At 59.3% G+C, this 14,823-nt stretch carries 12 protein-coding genes and 4 tRNA genes; 2 read left to right on the plus strand and 14 right to left on the minus strand.

Features of this window, described 5'->3' with window-relative positions:
- Nucleotides 1-106: 106 nt before the first annotated feature.
- The 11 genes from rpoB to OOZ53_RS00895 form a co-directional block, all read right to left on the minus strand.
- Entirely contained in the window at nt 107-4,255 is a 4,149-nt protein-coding gene (gene rpoB, locus OOZ53_RS00845; RefSeq protein ID WP_271087392.1) for a DNA-directed RNA polymerase subunit beta, read from the minus strand.
- Nucleotides 4,256-4,443: 188 nt separating this feature from the next.
- Nucleotides 4,444-4,821, minus strand: a complete 378-nt coding sequence (gene rplL / locus OOZ53_RS00850; protein WP_271087393.1) for a 50S ribosomal protein L7/L12 — start codon at nt 4,819-4,821, stop codon at nt 4,444-4,446.
- 54 nt (nt 4,822-4,875) lie between these two features.
- Nucleotides 4,876-5,394 (minus strand): 50S ribosomal protein L10, encoded by a 519-nt coding sequence (rplJ, locus tag OOZ53_RS00855; protein ID WP_271087394.1) that lies wholly within the window; start codon nt 5,392-5,394, stop codon nt 4,876-4,878.
- A gap of 325 nt (nt 5,395-5,719) precedes the next feature.
- Entirely contained in the window at nt 5,720-6,418 is a 699-nt protein-coding gene (gene rplA / locus OOZ53_RS00860; RefSeq protein WP_271087395.1) for a 50S ribosomal protein L1, read from the minus strand.
- 5 nt (nt 6,419-6,423) lie between these two features.
- Nucleotides 6,424-6,852, minus strand: coding sequence for a 50S ribosomal protein L11 (gene rplK, locus OOZ53_RS00865; protein ID WP_271087396.1), 429 nt, complete (start codon nt 6,850-6,852; stop codon nt 6,424-6,426).
- A gap of 186 nt (nt 6,853-7,038) precedes the next feature.
- Nucleotides 7,039-7,569 carry a transcription termination/antitermination protein NusG gene (gene nusG / locus OOZ53_RS00870; RefSeq protein ID WP_271087397.1) on the minus strand — a complete coding sequence of 177 codons (531 nt, stop codon included), beginning with the start codon at nt 7,567-7,569 and terminating at the stop codon, nt 7,039-7,041.
- Between the two features lie 18 nt (nt 7,570-7,587).
- Nucleotides 7,588-7,788, minus strand: a complete 201-nt coding sequence (gene secE, locus OOZ53_RS00875; protein WP_136661765.1) for a preprotein translocase subunit SecE — start codon at nt 7,786-7,788, stop codon at nt 7,588-7,590.
- 288 nt (nt 7,789-8,076) lie between these two features.
- A tRNA-Trp gene (locus tag OOZ53_RS00880) sits at nt 8,077-8,152 on the minus strand.
- A gap of 278 nt (nt 8,153-8,430) precedes the next feature.
- Nucleotides 8,431-9,606, minus strand: coding sequence for an elongation factor Tu (gene tuf / locus OOZ53_RS00885; protein WP_271087375.1), 1,176 nt, complete (start codon nt 9,604-9,606; stop codon nt 8,431-8,433).
- A 269-nt stretch (nt 9,607-9,875) separates the two neighbouring features.
- Nucleotides 9,876-9,949 (minus strand) — tRNA-Gly (locus OOZ53_RS00890).
- Nucleotides 9,950-9,964: 15 nt separating this feature from the next.
- Nucleotides 9,965-10,049: transfer RNA gene (locus tag OOZ53_RS00895), tRNA-Tyr, on the minus strand.
- A 212-nt stretch (nt 10,050-10,261) separates the two neighbouring features.
- Here OOZ53_RS00895 and OOZ53_RS00900 point away from each other — a divergent pair.
- Nucleotides 10,262-11,110 (plus strand): TrmH family RNA methyltransferase, encoded by an 849-nt coding sequence (locus tag OOZ53_RS00900; protein WP_271087398.1) that lies wholly within the window; start codon nt 10,262-10,264, stop codon nt 11,108-11,110.
- Here the strand turns inward: OOZ53_RS00900 and OOZ53_RS00905 are convergent.
- The 3 genes from OOZ53_RS00905 to OOZ53_RS00915 form a co-directional block, all read right to left on the minus strand.
- Nucleotides 11,104-12,639, minus strand: coding sequence for a class I adenylate-forming enzyme family protein (locus tag OOZ53_RS00905; RefSeq protein WP_271087399.1), 1,536 nt, complete (start codon nt 12,637-12,639; stop codon nt 11,104-11,106). The two genes, OOZ53_RS00900 and OOZ53_RS00905, sit on opposite strands and share 7 nt — an antisense overlap.
- Nucleotides 12,640-12,799: 160 nt before the next feature.
- Complete coding sequence (locus tag OOZ53_RS00910; protein WP_271087400.1) at nt 12,800-13,588, minus strand: hypothetical protein; 789 nt, start codon at nt 13,586-13,588, stop codon at nt 12,800-12,802.
- A 230-nt stretch (nt 13,589-13,818) separates the two neighbouring features.
- Nucleotides 13,819-13,894: transfer RNA gene (locus OOZ53_RS00915), tRNA-Thr, on the minus strand.
- 147 nt (nt 13,895-14,041) lie between these two features.
- On the opposite strand from OOZ53_RS00915, the gene OOZ53_RS00920 reads away from it, so the two are divergent.
- Nucleotides 14,042-14,815 (plus strand): NAD kinase, encoded by a 774-nt coding sequence (locus OOZ53_RS00920; RefSeq protein ID WP_271087829.1) that lies wholly within the window; start codon nt 14,042-14,044, stop codon nt 14,813-14,815.
- Nucleotides 14,816-14,823: the final 8 nt, after the last annotated feature.

Raw genomic sequence — 14,823 nt, forward strand, 5'->3', positions numbered from 1 at the left:
CTGCCTTGCCACATTCCGTCCAAATCGTTCCGCCGCATTTGTCGATTTCAGCGCAAACGGCAACCGCGCTGAGGGCGGCGCGCCGGCAAAGGCGCGCCGCACAGCATCATTCAGCCGCGTCCGGCAACTGTTCCGAATCCTGATCCATTTCCGGATCGACCCGGGTGTTCTCCAGCTCGACGTTGAGACCGAGCGAACGCATTTCCTTGACGAGAACGTTAAAGCTCTCGGGAATGCCGGCCTCGAACGTGTCGTCGCCGCGCACGATCGCCTCGTAGACTTTCGTGCGGCCTGCCACATCGTCGGATTTGACGGTGAGCATCTCCTGCAAGGTGTAGGCCGCGCCATAAGCCTCGAGCGCCCAGACCTCCATCTCGCCAAACCGCTGGCCGCCGAACTGCGCCTTACCGCCCAGCGGCTGCTGGGTGACGAGCGAGTACGGACCGATCGAACGGGCGTGGATCTTGTCGTCGACCAGGTGATTCAGCTTCAGCATATAGATGTAGCCGACGGTTACCTGCCGGTCGAAGGGCTCGCCCGTGCGTCCGTCATAGAGCGTTGACTGGCCGGATTCGTTGAGGCCCGCCTTGGTCAGCATCTCGTTGACATCGGCCTCGACGGCACCGTCGAAGACCGGTGTCGCGATAGACACGCCGCGCTTGGTCTGCTCGGCAAGCCGGACAATCGAGTCGTCATCATATTTGGCAATCGGCTCGCCCTTCGGCCCCGATCCGATGACGGTATCGATGGTCTTGCGCAGCGGCTTGATGTCGCCGCCGTCCTTGTAGGCTTCCAGCATGTCGCCGATGCGCTGTCCCATGCCGGCGCAGGCCCAACCCAGATGGGTTTCGAGGATCTGACCGACATTCATACGCGAGGGCACGCCAAGCGGATTGAGCACGATGTCCACATGGGTTCCGTCTTCGAGGAACGGCATGTCTTCGATCGGAACGATGCGGGAGATCACACCCTTGTTGCCGTGACGTCCGGCCATCTTGTCACCGGGCTGAACCTTGCGCTTAACAGCCACGAAGACCTTGACCATCTTCATGACGCCGGGCGGCATCTCATCGCCGCGCTGGACCTTTTCGACCTTGTCCATGAAGCGCTGCTCAAGGCGTTTCTTGGATTCGTCATACTGGGCGCGCAGCGCCTCGATCTCGCCCTGGAGCTTCTCGCTCTCGACAGCGAACATCCACCACTGCGAACGGGGATATTCCTGCATGAGATCGGCGTCGAGCTTGGTGCCCTTCTTGAAGCCTTTCGGGCCGGCAACTGCCTTCTTGCCCTTGAGCATGTCGGAAAGACGGCCATAGACGTTGCGGTCGAGGATCGCCTGTTCGTCGTCGCGGTCCTTGGCGAGACGCTCGATTTCCTCGCGCTCGATCGCCATGGCGCGTTCATCTTTCTCAACGCCGTGACGGTTGAACACGCGGACTTCAACGACGGTGCCGAAGGTGCCGGGCGGCATGCGCATGGACGTGTCGCGCACATCCGATGCCTTTTCACCGAAGATGGCGCGCAGGAGCTTTTCTTCCGGCGTCATCGGGCTTTCGCCCTTCGGCGTGATCTTTCCGACCAGAATGTCGCCTGGGGCAACTTCCGCGCCGATATAGACAATGCCGGCCTCGTCGAGGTTCTTCAGCGCCTCTTCCGACACATTCGGAATATCGCGGGTGATTTCCTCCGGTCCGAGCTTGGTGTCACGCGCCATGACCTCGAATTCGTCGATGTGGATCGATGTGAAGACGTCGTCACGCACGATGCGCTCGGACAGCAGGATCGAGTCCTCGTAGTTGTAGCCGTTCCAGGGCATGAAGGCGACGAGCACGTTGCGTCCGAGGGCCAGGTCACCCAAATCGGTGGACGGGCCGTCGGCGATGATATCGCCCTTCTGGATCTGATCACCGACATTGACCAGCGGGCGCTGGTTGATGCAGGTGTTCTGGTTCGAGCGCTGGAACTTCTGCAGCGTGTAGATGTCCACGCCGGACTTCGACGGATCGAGTTCCTCGGTGGCGCGGATAACGATACGGGTCGCATCCACCTGGTCGACAACACCGGTCCGGTGTGCGGCAATCGCGGCACCGGAATCGCGGGCGACGACCGGCTCCATGCCGGTTCCGACGAACGGCGCCTCGGCCCGAACGAGCGGCACCGCCTGGCGCTGCATGTTGGAGCCCATCAGCGCGCGGTTGGCATCGTCGTTTTCCAGGAACGGAATGAGCGCCGCGGCCACCGATACGAGCTGCTTGGGCGAAACGTCCATCAGATCGATGGAATCGCGCGGCGCAAGCATCACGTCTCCGGCGTGACGGCAGACGACGAACTCGTCGACGAAGGAGCCGTCCTTATTGAGGATCGCGTTGGCCTGGGCGACGTGATATTTGGCCTCTTCCATGGCCGACAGATACATCACCTCATTGGTGACCTTGCCGTCGACAATGCGACGGTACGGGCTTTCGATAAAGCCGTATTTGTTGACACGGGCGAAAGTCGCCAAGGAGTTGATCAGGCCGATATTCGGACCTTCGGGCGTTTCGATCGGGCAGATCCGGCCGTAATGGGTCGGGTGCACGTCGCGCACCTCGAAACCGGCGCGCTCGCGCGTCAGGCCACCCGGTCCAAGCGCCGACAGGCGCCGCTTGTGGGTAATCTCCGACAGCGGGTTCACCTGGTCCATGAACTGCGACAGCTGCGAAGAGCCGAAGAATTCGCGCACGGCCGCGGCCGCCGGCTTGGCGTTGATAAGATCCTGCGGCATGACCGTGTCGATCTCGATGGACGACATGCGCTCCTTGATGGCGCGTTCCATGCGCAGAAGACCCAGACGGTACTGGTTCTCCATCAATTCGCCAACCGAGCGAACACGCCGGTTGCCGAGATTGTCGATGTCGTCGATCTCGCCCTTGCCGTCGCGCAGTTCAACCAGCGTCTTGACGACCGCAAGGATGTCTTCCTTGCGAAGGACACGGACGGTGTCTTCGGCATCGAGGTCCAGGCGCATGTTCATCTTGACGCGGCCGACCGAGGAAAGGTCGTAGCGTTCCGGGTCGAAGAACAGCGAATTGAACATCGCTTCCGCCGATTCCATGGTCGGCGGCTCGCCCGGGCGCATGACCCGGTAGATGTCGAAGAGCGCGTCTTGACGGCTTTCGTTCTTGTCGGCCGACAGCGTGTTGCGGATATATCCGCCGACATTGACGTGGTCGATGTCGAGAATCGGAATCTCTTTGAATCCGGCCTCGATCATAACCGGTAGCGTCTTTTCGTCGAGCTCATCGCCGGCTTCGAGATAGATCTCACCGGTTTCCATGTTGACCATGTCGCGGGCGAGATAGGTGCCGTAAAGGTCCTCGTCGGTGCATTTCAGCGCCTTTACACCCTTTTCACCCAGTTGCTTGAGGAAGCGCGGAGTGAGCTTCTTGCCGGCCTCGGCGACAACCTTGCCGCTATCGGCATCGATCAGGTCGGTGACAGCCTTGGTGCCCTTGAGGACATCCGGCTGGAACGGAATGCGCCAGCCATCGCCTTCCCGCGCATAGGTCGAGTGGGTGTAGAAGGTATCGAGGATTTCCTCGCTATCCATGCCGAGCGCCATGAGAAGCGAAGTGGCCGGGATCTTGCGGCGGCGGTCGATACGGGCGTGGACAATGTCCTTGGCGTCGAATTCGATGTCGAGCCAGGAACCCCGATACGGAATGACGCGCGCGGCAAACAGCAGCTTGCCGGATGAATGGCTCTTGCCCTTGTCGTGATCGAAGAAAACGCCCGGCGAGCGATGCATCTGCGAGACAATGACGCGCTCGGTGCCGTTGACGATGAAGGTGCCGTTATCCGTCATCAGGGGCATGTCGCCCATATAGACGTTCTGCTCCTTGATATCCTTGATGGATTTGGCGCCCGTATCCTCATCGATATCGAAGACGATCAGTCGCAGAGTTACCTTCAGCGGCGCGGCATAGGTCAAATCGCGCTGCCGGCACTCCTCGACGTCGAATTTCGGCGGTTCGAACTCGTAGGAGACGAACTCCAGCATGGACGCGCCGGAGAAATCGGAAATCGGGAAGACGGATTTGAAAACCGCCTGCAGCCCCTCATCGGGGCGCCCGCCTTCCGGCTCGTCAATCATCAGGAACTGGTCGTAGGATGCCTTTTGAACCTCAATCAGGTTCGGCATCTCTGCAACCTCGGGTATTTTTCCAAAAAACTTGCGTACGCGCCTGCGACCGTTAAACGAAAGGGTCTGAGCCATCGTCGCTCCTTGTGCTTGCATCCGGGCCTGCAAATGACGAAGCCTCTGGCCAGGGGGCTTCGAATAAAGGGTTTTTGAGAACCCATTACCCAAGAGCCGTTTTCAGGCCCTTGGGTAATCGGTCCGACGTTCAAAAAACGCCTGAGGCGGAGCCGCGATGCAGCTCCGCCCCGTAACGGTAAAGCCGCTTATTTGAGCTCAACGGAGGCGCCTGCTTCCTCGAGCTTGGTCTTGATTTCCTCGGCCTCTGCCTTGGCAACACCTTCCTTGACGGCTTTCGGTGCGCTTTCGACGAGGTCCTTGGCTTCTTTCAGGCCAAGGCCCGTGATGCCGCGGACTTCCTTGATGACGTTGATCTTCTTGTCGCCAGCGGAGGCAAGAATGACGTCAAACTCGTCCTTTTCTTCGGCAGCAGCGGCATCGCCGCCACCTGCTGCAGCGGCTGCGATGGCAACCGGTGCTGCGGCGGAAACGCCCCAGTGCTCTTCAAGCATCTTGGAAAGCTCGGCGGCTTCCAGGACGGTCAGGTTGGAAAGGTCTTCTACGATCTTTGCAAGATCAGCCATGATTTTGTTTCCTTACACGTTCGGTTCGAACTGGTTTGAACAGCGAAGTTCCGCCTAAGCGGCTTCGTCCTTCTGGGCATAAGCATTGACAACGCGGGCAAGCTGGCCGGCAGGTGCGCCGACAACCTGAGCAATGCGCGTGGCCGGCGTATTGATCATGCCGACAATCTTCGCACGCAGCTCATCAATGGACGGAAGCGAGGCAAGTGCCTTGACGCCGTCTGCATCGAGCTCGGTTGCCCCCATCGCTCCGCCAAGGACCACGAGGTTCTCGTGTGACTTGGAGAATTCGACGGCGACTTTCGGAGCTGTGACAGGATCATCGCTGTAGGCGATGACGGTCTGCCCCTGGAAGAGACTGGAAATCCCTTCCGACTCCGTGCCCTGAAGAGCAATTTTGGCCAGGCGGTTCTTCGCGACTTTGACGGTGCCTCCGGCTTCACGCATTCTCGAGCGAAGATCGCTCATCTGCGCAACCGAAAGACCAGCATAGTGGGCCACGACGATGGAACCCGAGGTCTTGAAAACCTCGTTCAGCGCCGAGACGAATTCGCGTTTTTCCGCTCTTTCCACTGCTACTCTCCAGTTGACAGGCCCTTTGCGGGTACCTGTCGGGTTTTGCCTTGCCGCATGGGGCCATTTGCGACCCGCAAGCGACGCTTGAGGATCCTGTCCCCTCGAGCCGGCACAGCGCCGACGCAAGGCAAAGAAGGTTCGAACCGAATTGCAGTGCGCGAGGCGCATGAATTTCGGATCTTACCCGTCTCATGCGGGCCAAGTGATTAAGGAAAACCACCCGCAATCTCGGACAGGAGTTCCGGGTTTTAAGGCCCGGATTTTTCGGCCCGAAGGCCGAAAAACAGTTTGGACCGGTCAGCGCCGGTCATAGGTTCGACAATCAGGCCGAAGCCAGGCTTGCCGGATCGATCTTCACGCCAGCGCCCATGGTCGACGAAATGGCGACCCGCTTGACGTAGTTGCCCTTGGCCCCGCTCGGCTTTGCCTTCATCACCGCATCGGCAAAGGCGCGGACATTTTCTTCAATCGCCTTCGGATCGAACGAGGCCTTGCCGACACCGGCATGGACGATGCCGGCCTTTTCGACGCGGAACTCGACCGCACCGCCCTTGGAGGCGTTGACGGCTGCAGTCACGTCGGCGGTCACCGTTCCAACCTTCGGGTTCGGCATCATGCCGCGCGGCCCCAGCACCTTGCCGAGACGGCCGACGAGCGGCATCATGTCGGGCGTTGCAATACAGCGGTCGAAATCGATCTGACCGCCCTGCACTTTTTCCACCAGGTCCTCGGCGCCGACGACATCGGCTCCCGCAGCCTTGGCTTCGTCCGCCTTGGCATCGCGCGCAAACACGGCGACACGAACAGAACGGCCTGTGCCATTCGGCAGGTTGACGACACCGCGCACCATCTGGTCTGCGTGACGCGGATCGACGCCAAGGTTCATGGCGACTTCAATCGTCTCGTCGAACTTGGCGGTCGCGCGCTCCTTGACCAGGGAAACAGCTTCACTCAGGTCGTACAGTTTTGTCGGCTCAAGGCCGTCGCGGATCTTCTGAACACGTTTTGCGATCTTGGCCATCTTGATTACTCCGTCACTTCCAGACCCATGGAGCGGGCGGAGCCCTCGACCATTCTCATTGCACCTTCCACATCGGCGGCATTGAGGTCCTGCATCTTCGCTTCCGCGATGGTGCGAACCTGTGCCTTGCTGATGGAACCGGCGGTGGTCCGGCCCGGTTCACTGGAACCCGATTTCAGCTTGGCTTCCTTCTTCAGGTAGTAGCTGACAGGCGGCTGCTTCATCGTGAAGGTGAAGGACTTGTCCTGATAGTAGGTAATGACGCATGGAATCGGCGCGTTTCTTTCCATTTCCTGCGTGGCCGCATTGAAGGCCTTGCAGAATTCCATGATGTTGATGCCACGCTGACCAAGCGCGGGACCGATCGGCGGCGACGGATTCGCGGCGCCTGCCGGGACCTGCAGCTTGAGCTGACCTGCAACTTTCTTAGCCATTTCTCTCTCTGCCTTTACACACTGGACCGCAAAGGCGGCCCGTTTCATGTTTGCGGCCCGGAGCGACTCTATTCGTCGCGCGGACCGATGCCGGATTTCCGGCGGCTGCGGTTGCGTGGTCCGGAAAACGAGGCCGGCTTTGCCTCATCCGCCTCCCACGCGGTGTGCAGGTTCCCCTGCCAGCGGTCAGACCTTTTCGACCTGACCGTATTCCAGTTCGACCGGCGTGGCGCGACCGAAGATCGACACCTCAACCTTGAGCCTCGAACGCTCCTCATCCACTTCCTGCACAGTGCCGGAGAACGAGGCGAACGGGCCGTCGGACACTCTGATCTGCTCGCCGATCTCGAAGGAAATCGAGGGCTTCGGCCGATCGACACCTTCCTGGATCTGGGTAAGGATTGCCTCGGCTTCCGAGTCCGGTATCGGAACGGGCTTGTTGTCCGATCCCAGGAATCCGGTGACCTTGGGCGTATTCTTGATCAGGTGGTAGGCCTCATCCGTCAGATCGGCGCGCACCATGACATAGCCGGGAAAGAACTTGCGTTCGGAATCGACCTTGCGGCCGCGCCGTACTTCGACCACCTTCTCCGTCGGCACAAGAATTTTGTCGAAGAGATGATCCAGCCCCTTGGCACGCGCCTGCTCCTCGATGGATTCGGCGACCTTCTTCTCAAAATTCGAGTATGCGTGGACTATGTACCAACGCGCTGCCATTAAATTCTCCTGCCCGCACTAGCTGCCAACGTTCAGGACCAGCCCGACAAGCCAGCCCAGAAGTTGATCGGCCGCAAAGAAAAACGTCGCTGCCAGGACAACCATGACAAGCACCATCAGCGTGGAGATCATCGTCTCCCGCCGCGAAGGCCAAGTCACTTTGGACGTTTCAGCGCGCACCTGCTGCAGAAACGTAAATGGATTGGTTTTTGATGCCATGAGCCGCTCACGCATTTACGGCGCGTAAACAGGGCCGGCCAGCCCCACGCGCCGCGTGTCTGTTTTTCCCCTTATTAATTGGCGATTCCCAAAATCACAAGGGGGTTGTGTGGAATTATTTCAATAATTGGTGAGGCAATACGGCCAAATCAAGACCGCCCTTGCAGTGCGAAAAAGACCGGACACCGATCCGTTTGCTCAAATTCCGGTTCCTGCCGTGCGAATACGCCTCGAGCGGGAGCGAAACCACAACCTTGGATACCATGCAATAATGATGGTCTCGGAAAATGGCAGGGGCAGAGAGGCTCGAACTCCCGACCTACGGTTTTGGAGACCGTCGCTCTACCAACTGAGCTATACCCCTAAGGCCGTGTCGCGGTTTATCCGCATTTGTGTTCGGGTTCAAGCCTGAAATCAGGCCCGCGGAAGCAATTGCATCCTAACGCGGCAATCAGCTTACAACCCCACACAAACGAAGATGCGCCGGTCTCCCAGCGCATCCAAATATCATAACGCTTAGCTCTCAGATCGAGCGTACGTTTATTCCGTGATGCTTGCGACGATGCCGGCGCCGCGGCAAAGCGCGCTTGCGCGCCCTTTGCCCATGTTAAGTGCGTCGGCAGCTTTCGGCACCACGCAAGATCACTCCGTGATGCTTGCGACGATGCCGGCGCCGACGGTACGGCCGCCTTCGCGGATGGCGAAGCGGAGCTTCTCTTCCATCGCAATCGGAACGATCAGCTCAACATCAACCGTCACATTGTCCCCGGGCATCACCATCTCGGTGCCTTCCGGAAGCGTCACAACACCCGTCACATCCGTCGTGCGGAAATAAAACTGCGGACGGTAGTTGGTGAAGAACGGCGTATGACGGCCACCCTCTTCCTTCGTCAGGATGTAGGCCTCAGCCTTGAACTTCGTGTGCGGCGTAACGGAACCAGGCTTGCAAAGAACCTGGCCACGCTCCACGCCGTCACGGTCAACACCGCGAAGCAGCGCGCCGATATTGTCGCCGGCCTGGCCCTGGTCCAGAAGCTTGCGGAACATCTCAACGCCCGTGCACGTCGTCTTCGTCGTGTCGCGGATGCCGACAATCTCGATCTCGTCGCCGACATTGATGATGCCGCGCTCGACACGGCCCGTCACAACCGTGCCACGGCCGGAAATCGAGAACACGTCCTCGATCGGCATCAGGAACGGCTGGTCAACAGGACGCTCGGGCGTCGGGATGTAGGCGTCAACCTGAGCCATCAGCTCGCGAACCGCATCCTCGCCGATCTCCTTGTTGCTGTCTTCAAGCGCAGCAAGCGCCGAACCCTTGACGATCGGAATGTCGTCGCCCGGAAACTCATAGGTGTCCAGAAGCTCACGCACTTCCATCTCGACAAGCTCAAGAAGCTCCTCGTCATCGACCTGGTCGACCTTGTTGAGGAAAACCACAATCGCAGGAACACCGACCTGACGGGCAAGCAGGATGTGCTCGCGGGTCTGCGGCATCGGACCGTCGGCCGCCGAAACAACCAGGATCGCGCCGTCCATCTGCGCGGCGCCGGTGATCATGTTCTTCACATAGTCCGCATGGCCCGGGCAGTCGACATGGGCGTAGTGACGCGCATCCGTCTCATATTCAACATGCGCCGTCGAAATGGTGATGCCGCGCGCACGCTCTTCAGGCGCCCCGTCAATCTCGTCATAGGCCTTGAAGTCCCCGAAGAACTTCGTGATCGCGGCCGTCAATGACGTCTTGCCATGGTCAACGTGACCAATCGTGCCAATGTTCACATGCGGCTTATTTCGTTCAAACTTGCCTTTAGCCATGATATTCCAGTCCTGTCATACTCAAAGTTTGCACCAAGGCGCTCAAGATCGGGCGCTCCCGGCGAAGCATACCCAGATGATCGAAGGCCAAATAAGACTTTCAGCGCCGCGAAGCAAGACCAAATCGCTTCCTCGCAGCAGTTGACCTGCCGATCGCGCCGATCAGCGCCGCTGCCCATAAGATAATGCGTTCTTACAAGAATTTAACCACACGGCACGGGCAAACATGCCAGTGCGTGAATCTGCGCGAAGTTACAACGGTTGGTGATTGGAGCGGGTAGCGGGAATCGAACCCGCATATTCAGCTTGGAAGGCTGCTGCTCTACCATTGAGCTATACCCGCGCAGCCAGTGGGAGATGGTGGAGGGAGCTGGATTCGAACCAGCGTAGGCATAGCCAACGGATTTACAGTCCGCCCCTTTTAACCGCTCAGGCACCCCTCCAATTCCACTGACGGGGTCAAGTGACAAGGCAAATGACCAATTCAACGCGGCTGACGCCGGTGAATCTGCGCCGGGGTTATGAAGGTCGCGCCAGTTTCTGTCAACACGCATTTGCGTAAATTTTCGGCTTTGTGCCATCGTCCCCAAATCGACCTTACAAAGAATGATGCGGCGCTTTGCCAAACCGTTTCGCGCATCTATAAGGACCGGCCATGAGCCAAGACGAATCCAATTCACGCAACGACCGCGACAGCTTCTACGCGAAGCGCCGAAGGGCTTATCGCGATGCCAAGGCAACCCAGGCAACCCGCGGCGGCAAGGGCGGAACGGATGCCCGCTCGCTACCCGACTCGGTTTTGCTCTATGGACTGCACTCCGTGAGAGCCGCTGTCGAGAATCCCGACCGCACAATCACACGCATGACCGTCACCCGGAACGCTCTGGCGCGTTTGGCAATTGACGACCCGAAGTCCCTGCCCTTTCCGGTCGACGTGGCGACACCCCAGGCGATCGACAAGATGCTGCCCGGAGATTCGATCCACCAGGGTGTGGTCGTGGAAGCCAAGCCGCTTGCCGCCCATCCCATCTCAGCACTGGAAGACTGCCCGCTCCTGCTTGTCCTCGATCAGATCACCGATCCGCACAATGTCGGCGCAATCATGCGTTCCGCCGTGGCGCTGGGCGCCGGCGCGATCATCACAACCATGCGTCACAGCCCGCAGGAATCGGGCGTGCTTGCAAAATCGGCCTCCGGCGCACTCGAACTGATCACCCACATTCAGGTGGTTAATCTGGCCGAGGCCATTGAAGAGCTCAACCGGCTTGGCTTCCTGACGATCGGGCTCGATTCGGAAGGTCCCGACCAGCTTGAGAAGTCCTTCTCGGGCGGGCGGATCGCACTGGTGCTCGGTGCGGAGGGAAAGGGGCTGCGCCAGAAGACGCGGCACACGGTCAAGACACTGGCCCGTCTCGACATGCCCGGCGCTATCAAGTCGCTGAACGTTTCCAACGCGGCCGCGATCTCGCTTTACGCCGCCCGGCAGTTTCTCGACAATCACTGACCGGTCCTGTCCTCAAGCACGCGTCGCAGTTCCGTCTTCAGGACCTTGCCATAGTTGTTCTTGGGCAGTTCATCGAGGAAATGGTAGCGCTTGGGCCGCTTGAAGCGGGCGATGTTGTCGAGGCAATAGGCATCCAGGACTTCGCTGTCCACTTCGGCGTCCGCATGGATGACGATGAAAGCGATGACCACCTCGCCCCATTCGGGATGGTCCTGCCCGACGACGCTCGCCTCCCGGACGCCTGGAAAACGCAGCAGAACCTCTTCGATCTCGCGCGGATAGATATTGCTCCCGCCGGAGATGATCACATCCTTGGACCTGTCCTTGAGGGTCAGGTACCCGTCATCGTCCAGGGTACCCATGTCGCCGGTCCACAGCCAGCCGCCGCGAAGGGTTTCGGCGGTAGCTTCCTCGTTACGCCAGTAACCGGCCATCACCGGCGCGCCGCGCACGAGGATCTCGCCCGTCTCGCCGGCCGGCAGTGCGTGTCCATCCTCGCCGGCAATGCGTATCTCAACGCAGGACTGCGCCGTTCCGACCGACGCCAGGCGCTCGCGCCAGCGCGGGTGGGAACGGTCGGCAATGGTGTGGCGCGGCAATGCTGTGATGGTCATGGGCGATTCGCCCTGCCCGTAGATCTGGCAGAACCGCGAACCGAAAACCTCGACCGCCTCGATAATATCCTCCAGATACATCGGCCCGCCGCCATAAACGATGGTGCGTATCCCCTCACCTTTCGTCTCTCGCTGTTTGCCGGCATCGACAAGGCGGCGCACCATGGTCGGCGCGGCGAACATGTGGACATTTTTGAGTTCCGCGGCAAGGTCGAGAATCTCATCCGCATCGAAGGCGCCGGATTCCGGAACGACGTGCCGCGCGCCTTTCATCACATGCTGGATGTTGTAGATGCCCGCGCCGTGCGACATGGGTGCCGCGTAGAGTGCGGCATCGTCCGGCATGACCGAATCCACATCGACGAAATATGAGAAGGCCATGGCGTGCAGGTTACCGTTGGTCAGCATCACGCCTTTCGGCCGACCAGTGGTTCCCGACGTATAGAACAGCCAGGCAAGATCGGCGGATGCCCGCTCCACAGGATCGTCCATTTCAGAACCGCTGTGCAACGCGTCCATCTGCTCATCATCCGCGGCGACCAGTTTGCATGCGCCGGCGGGCAATCGGCGATCCAATTCGCCTATTGTCTTTGCATCGCAGAACGCCAGCCGAGCCTCTGCGTTTTCGATGATCCAGGCTGCTTCTGCCGCGTGAAGCTTGGCGTTGATCGGCACCGCCACCGCGCCCGCGTGCCAGATCCCGTAGAGTAATTCGAGATAGGCAAGCGCGTTCTGCGCGTAAATCGCCACATGTGCGCCTGGCTGAATGCCCTCCATTGCACGCAGACCGCCCGCGATGGAGCGAACCCGGCGCGCGAATTGGCGATAATCGGCCATCATCCGCGTGCCGACAAACAATGCCGGCCGATCCGGATTGAGCCGGGCGGTGCGTTGCAGCCAGATAGCGAGATTCATGGATCCCTCCCTGAAACCGGCCCGTTTTTACGGGCTGATTGTCCCACATCCAATTCGTATTTCTACGAAAAATCCGCGCTTTGCGACGGGCCTAATCAGAATCGCGGGGTCAATCCGGATGGAGCCCAGCCGTGCAGCCATCCATCAACCAAACGCGTCTTCAGGAGGGTTTCCTGATTCTGCTTTCCGGTATCGCGGCGCGCAGGCGCAGCACGGGGCGCATCAAGCGCCAATAACGGCGCTTCCACCGTCCAGCGGGCCGACGCTCGTAACTGCCGTAAAACGGCGATTCCATTCCCGCCTGACTAAGGTGGCTGTTTGCAATTTCCAACACCGTTTCCAGTTCGGACATGCGGTAATTGGAGCCTTTCGTACCCGCGCGATGCATCAGATTGGAAATTCGAATCCGATTGGCCTGCAGACACTCCTTCCGGTAGCACCGGTGCAGAGTCTGCTGAAATATCTCACATGCGATCCACCAGGAGACATCATCGTAATCGGTGACAAGCGGATAGATGCTGCTGCGTTGAATAAACTCAGCCGGAACATAATACATCTGGCCATCGATAATGAGCGGCCTTTGAAATTCGCGATCAAGCACTCCCCTGCCCAGAACCGTTCTTTCGACAACCGGCGCGATCACCAGGTTCGAATTGGCCCGGCACAGGCCGATGAATTGATGCATGTCACCTTCAATGAAGGCCACATCGTCATCCATGAAAATAAAGCCATGGAACCTTCCTGCCGCAACCGCTGCCGAAAAGAGCGCGTTACGTCCGGCAGCCCAGCTGCAATCCGGATCAAAGATACTGAAGACCCTCAGTCCTTCATCGACCGGGCGGTCATAGCTGAGAACGTAGATGTTCTCCTGATCCAACCATTGGTGATCGGCAACAAACGCTTCGATGCGCTCAGCCATCCCTTGAATGAGAACCGCAATGCCTAGCATGCCCTGTGACGCTCCCTGTCGTAGTCTGCCGGCCGGAAAAGACGGTGCGGCCGCCCTCCCAAACGGAACCACTTATGGACGCATCGCCGGCTTTCGTCACGAAAATATGTTGGTTCGGGAATTGCCGCTGCCACGGATCGATTTTGCAATCGAACAACGCGCTATAAGAGCCGAGCTGCGGGAAATTGAAGGACAGGTTTTGTTTCTACTTTGTCAAACCTGCCGCTTAATGGTGCCCCCGGAGAGACTTGAACTCCCGACCCCCTGATTACAAATCAGGTGCTCTACCAACTGAGCTACAAGGGCATAGCGTGCAATTAACATAAATCCTGCGGGAGTAAAGTAAATTAAAAGCGAACATCATGGTTTATTCGCCACCTTGGCGCTAAGCCCTTGTCGTAAGTGCCATTTCTCGCCATGTTAGGCGCAAATTCAACCGGAAACCGGATGTCGATGACACGCGAATTCTCTTCCCTGTCCTTTATTTCAAGCGACACCGAAAGCGCGCGCGCCGCCGCCCAACATCTCGCGTCGCTGTATGGGCAGGCGGATCCGGAACAGGCCGATGTCGTGGTGGCGCTGGGTGGCGACGGCTTCATGCTGCAGACGCTGCACGACACGATGGATTCGGGAAAGCTGATCTACGGCATGAACCAGGGCTCTGTCGGCTTCCTTCTCAACGAATACCGGGAGGACGGTCTGCGGGAACGCATACAAGCCGCCGTCGAACACCACATCCATCCGCTGGAGATGACGGCCACCGACAGCGACGGCAATTCCATCCATGCCTACGCGATCAACGAGGTTTCGCTGCTGCGTCAATCCTATCAGGCGGCCAAGCTGCGGGTCCTTGTCGACGATCGGGTACGGCTTGAGGAACTGATCTGCGATGGGCTGATGGTTGCGACACCGGCGGGATCGACCGCGTATAATCTCTCGGCCCACGGGCCGATCCTGCCGCTCGAGGCGCCGTTGCTAGCGCTCACGCCGGTCAGCCCGTTCCGGCCGAGGCGCTGGCGCGGCGCGCTTCTGCCCAACCGCGTCACGGTGGAGATCGATGTGCTGGAATCGGGCAAGCGCCCGGTCAACGCGGTCGCCGACCATACGGAAGTCAAGTCGGTGCAAAGGGTCGTCGTCAGGGAAACGGAAAAGGTAACGGCGCGGATCCTGTCCGATCCCGACCACAGCTGGGATGACCGGATTTTGGCCGAACAGTTCCTCTATTGATCCGCAAC

Source organism: Allohoeflea poritis, from assembly GCF_027889715.1.
GTDB classification, from domain to species: domain Bacteria; phylum Pseudomonadota; class Alphaproteobacteria; order Rhizobiales; family Rhizobiaceae; genus Hoeflea_A; species Hoeflea_A poritis.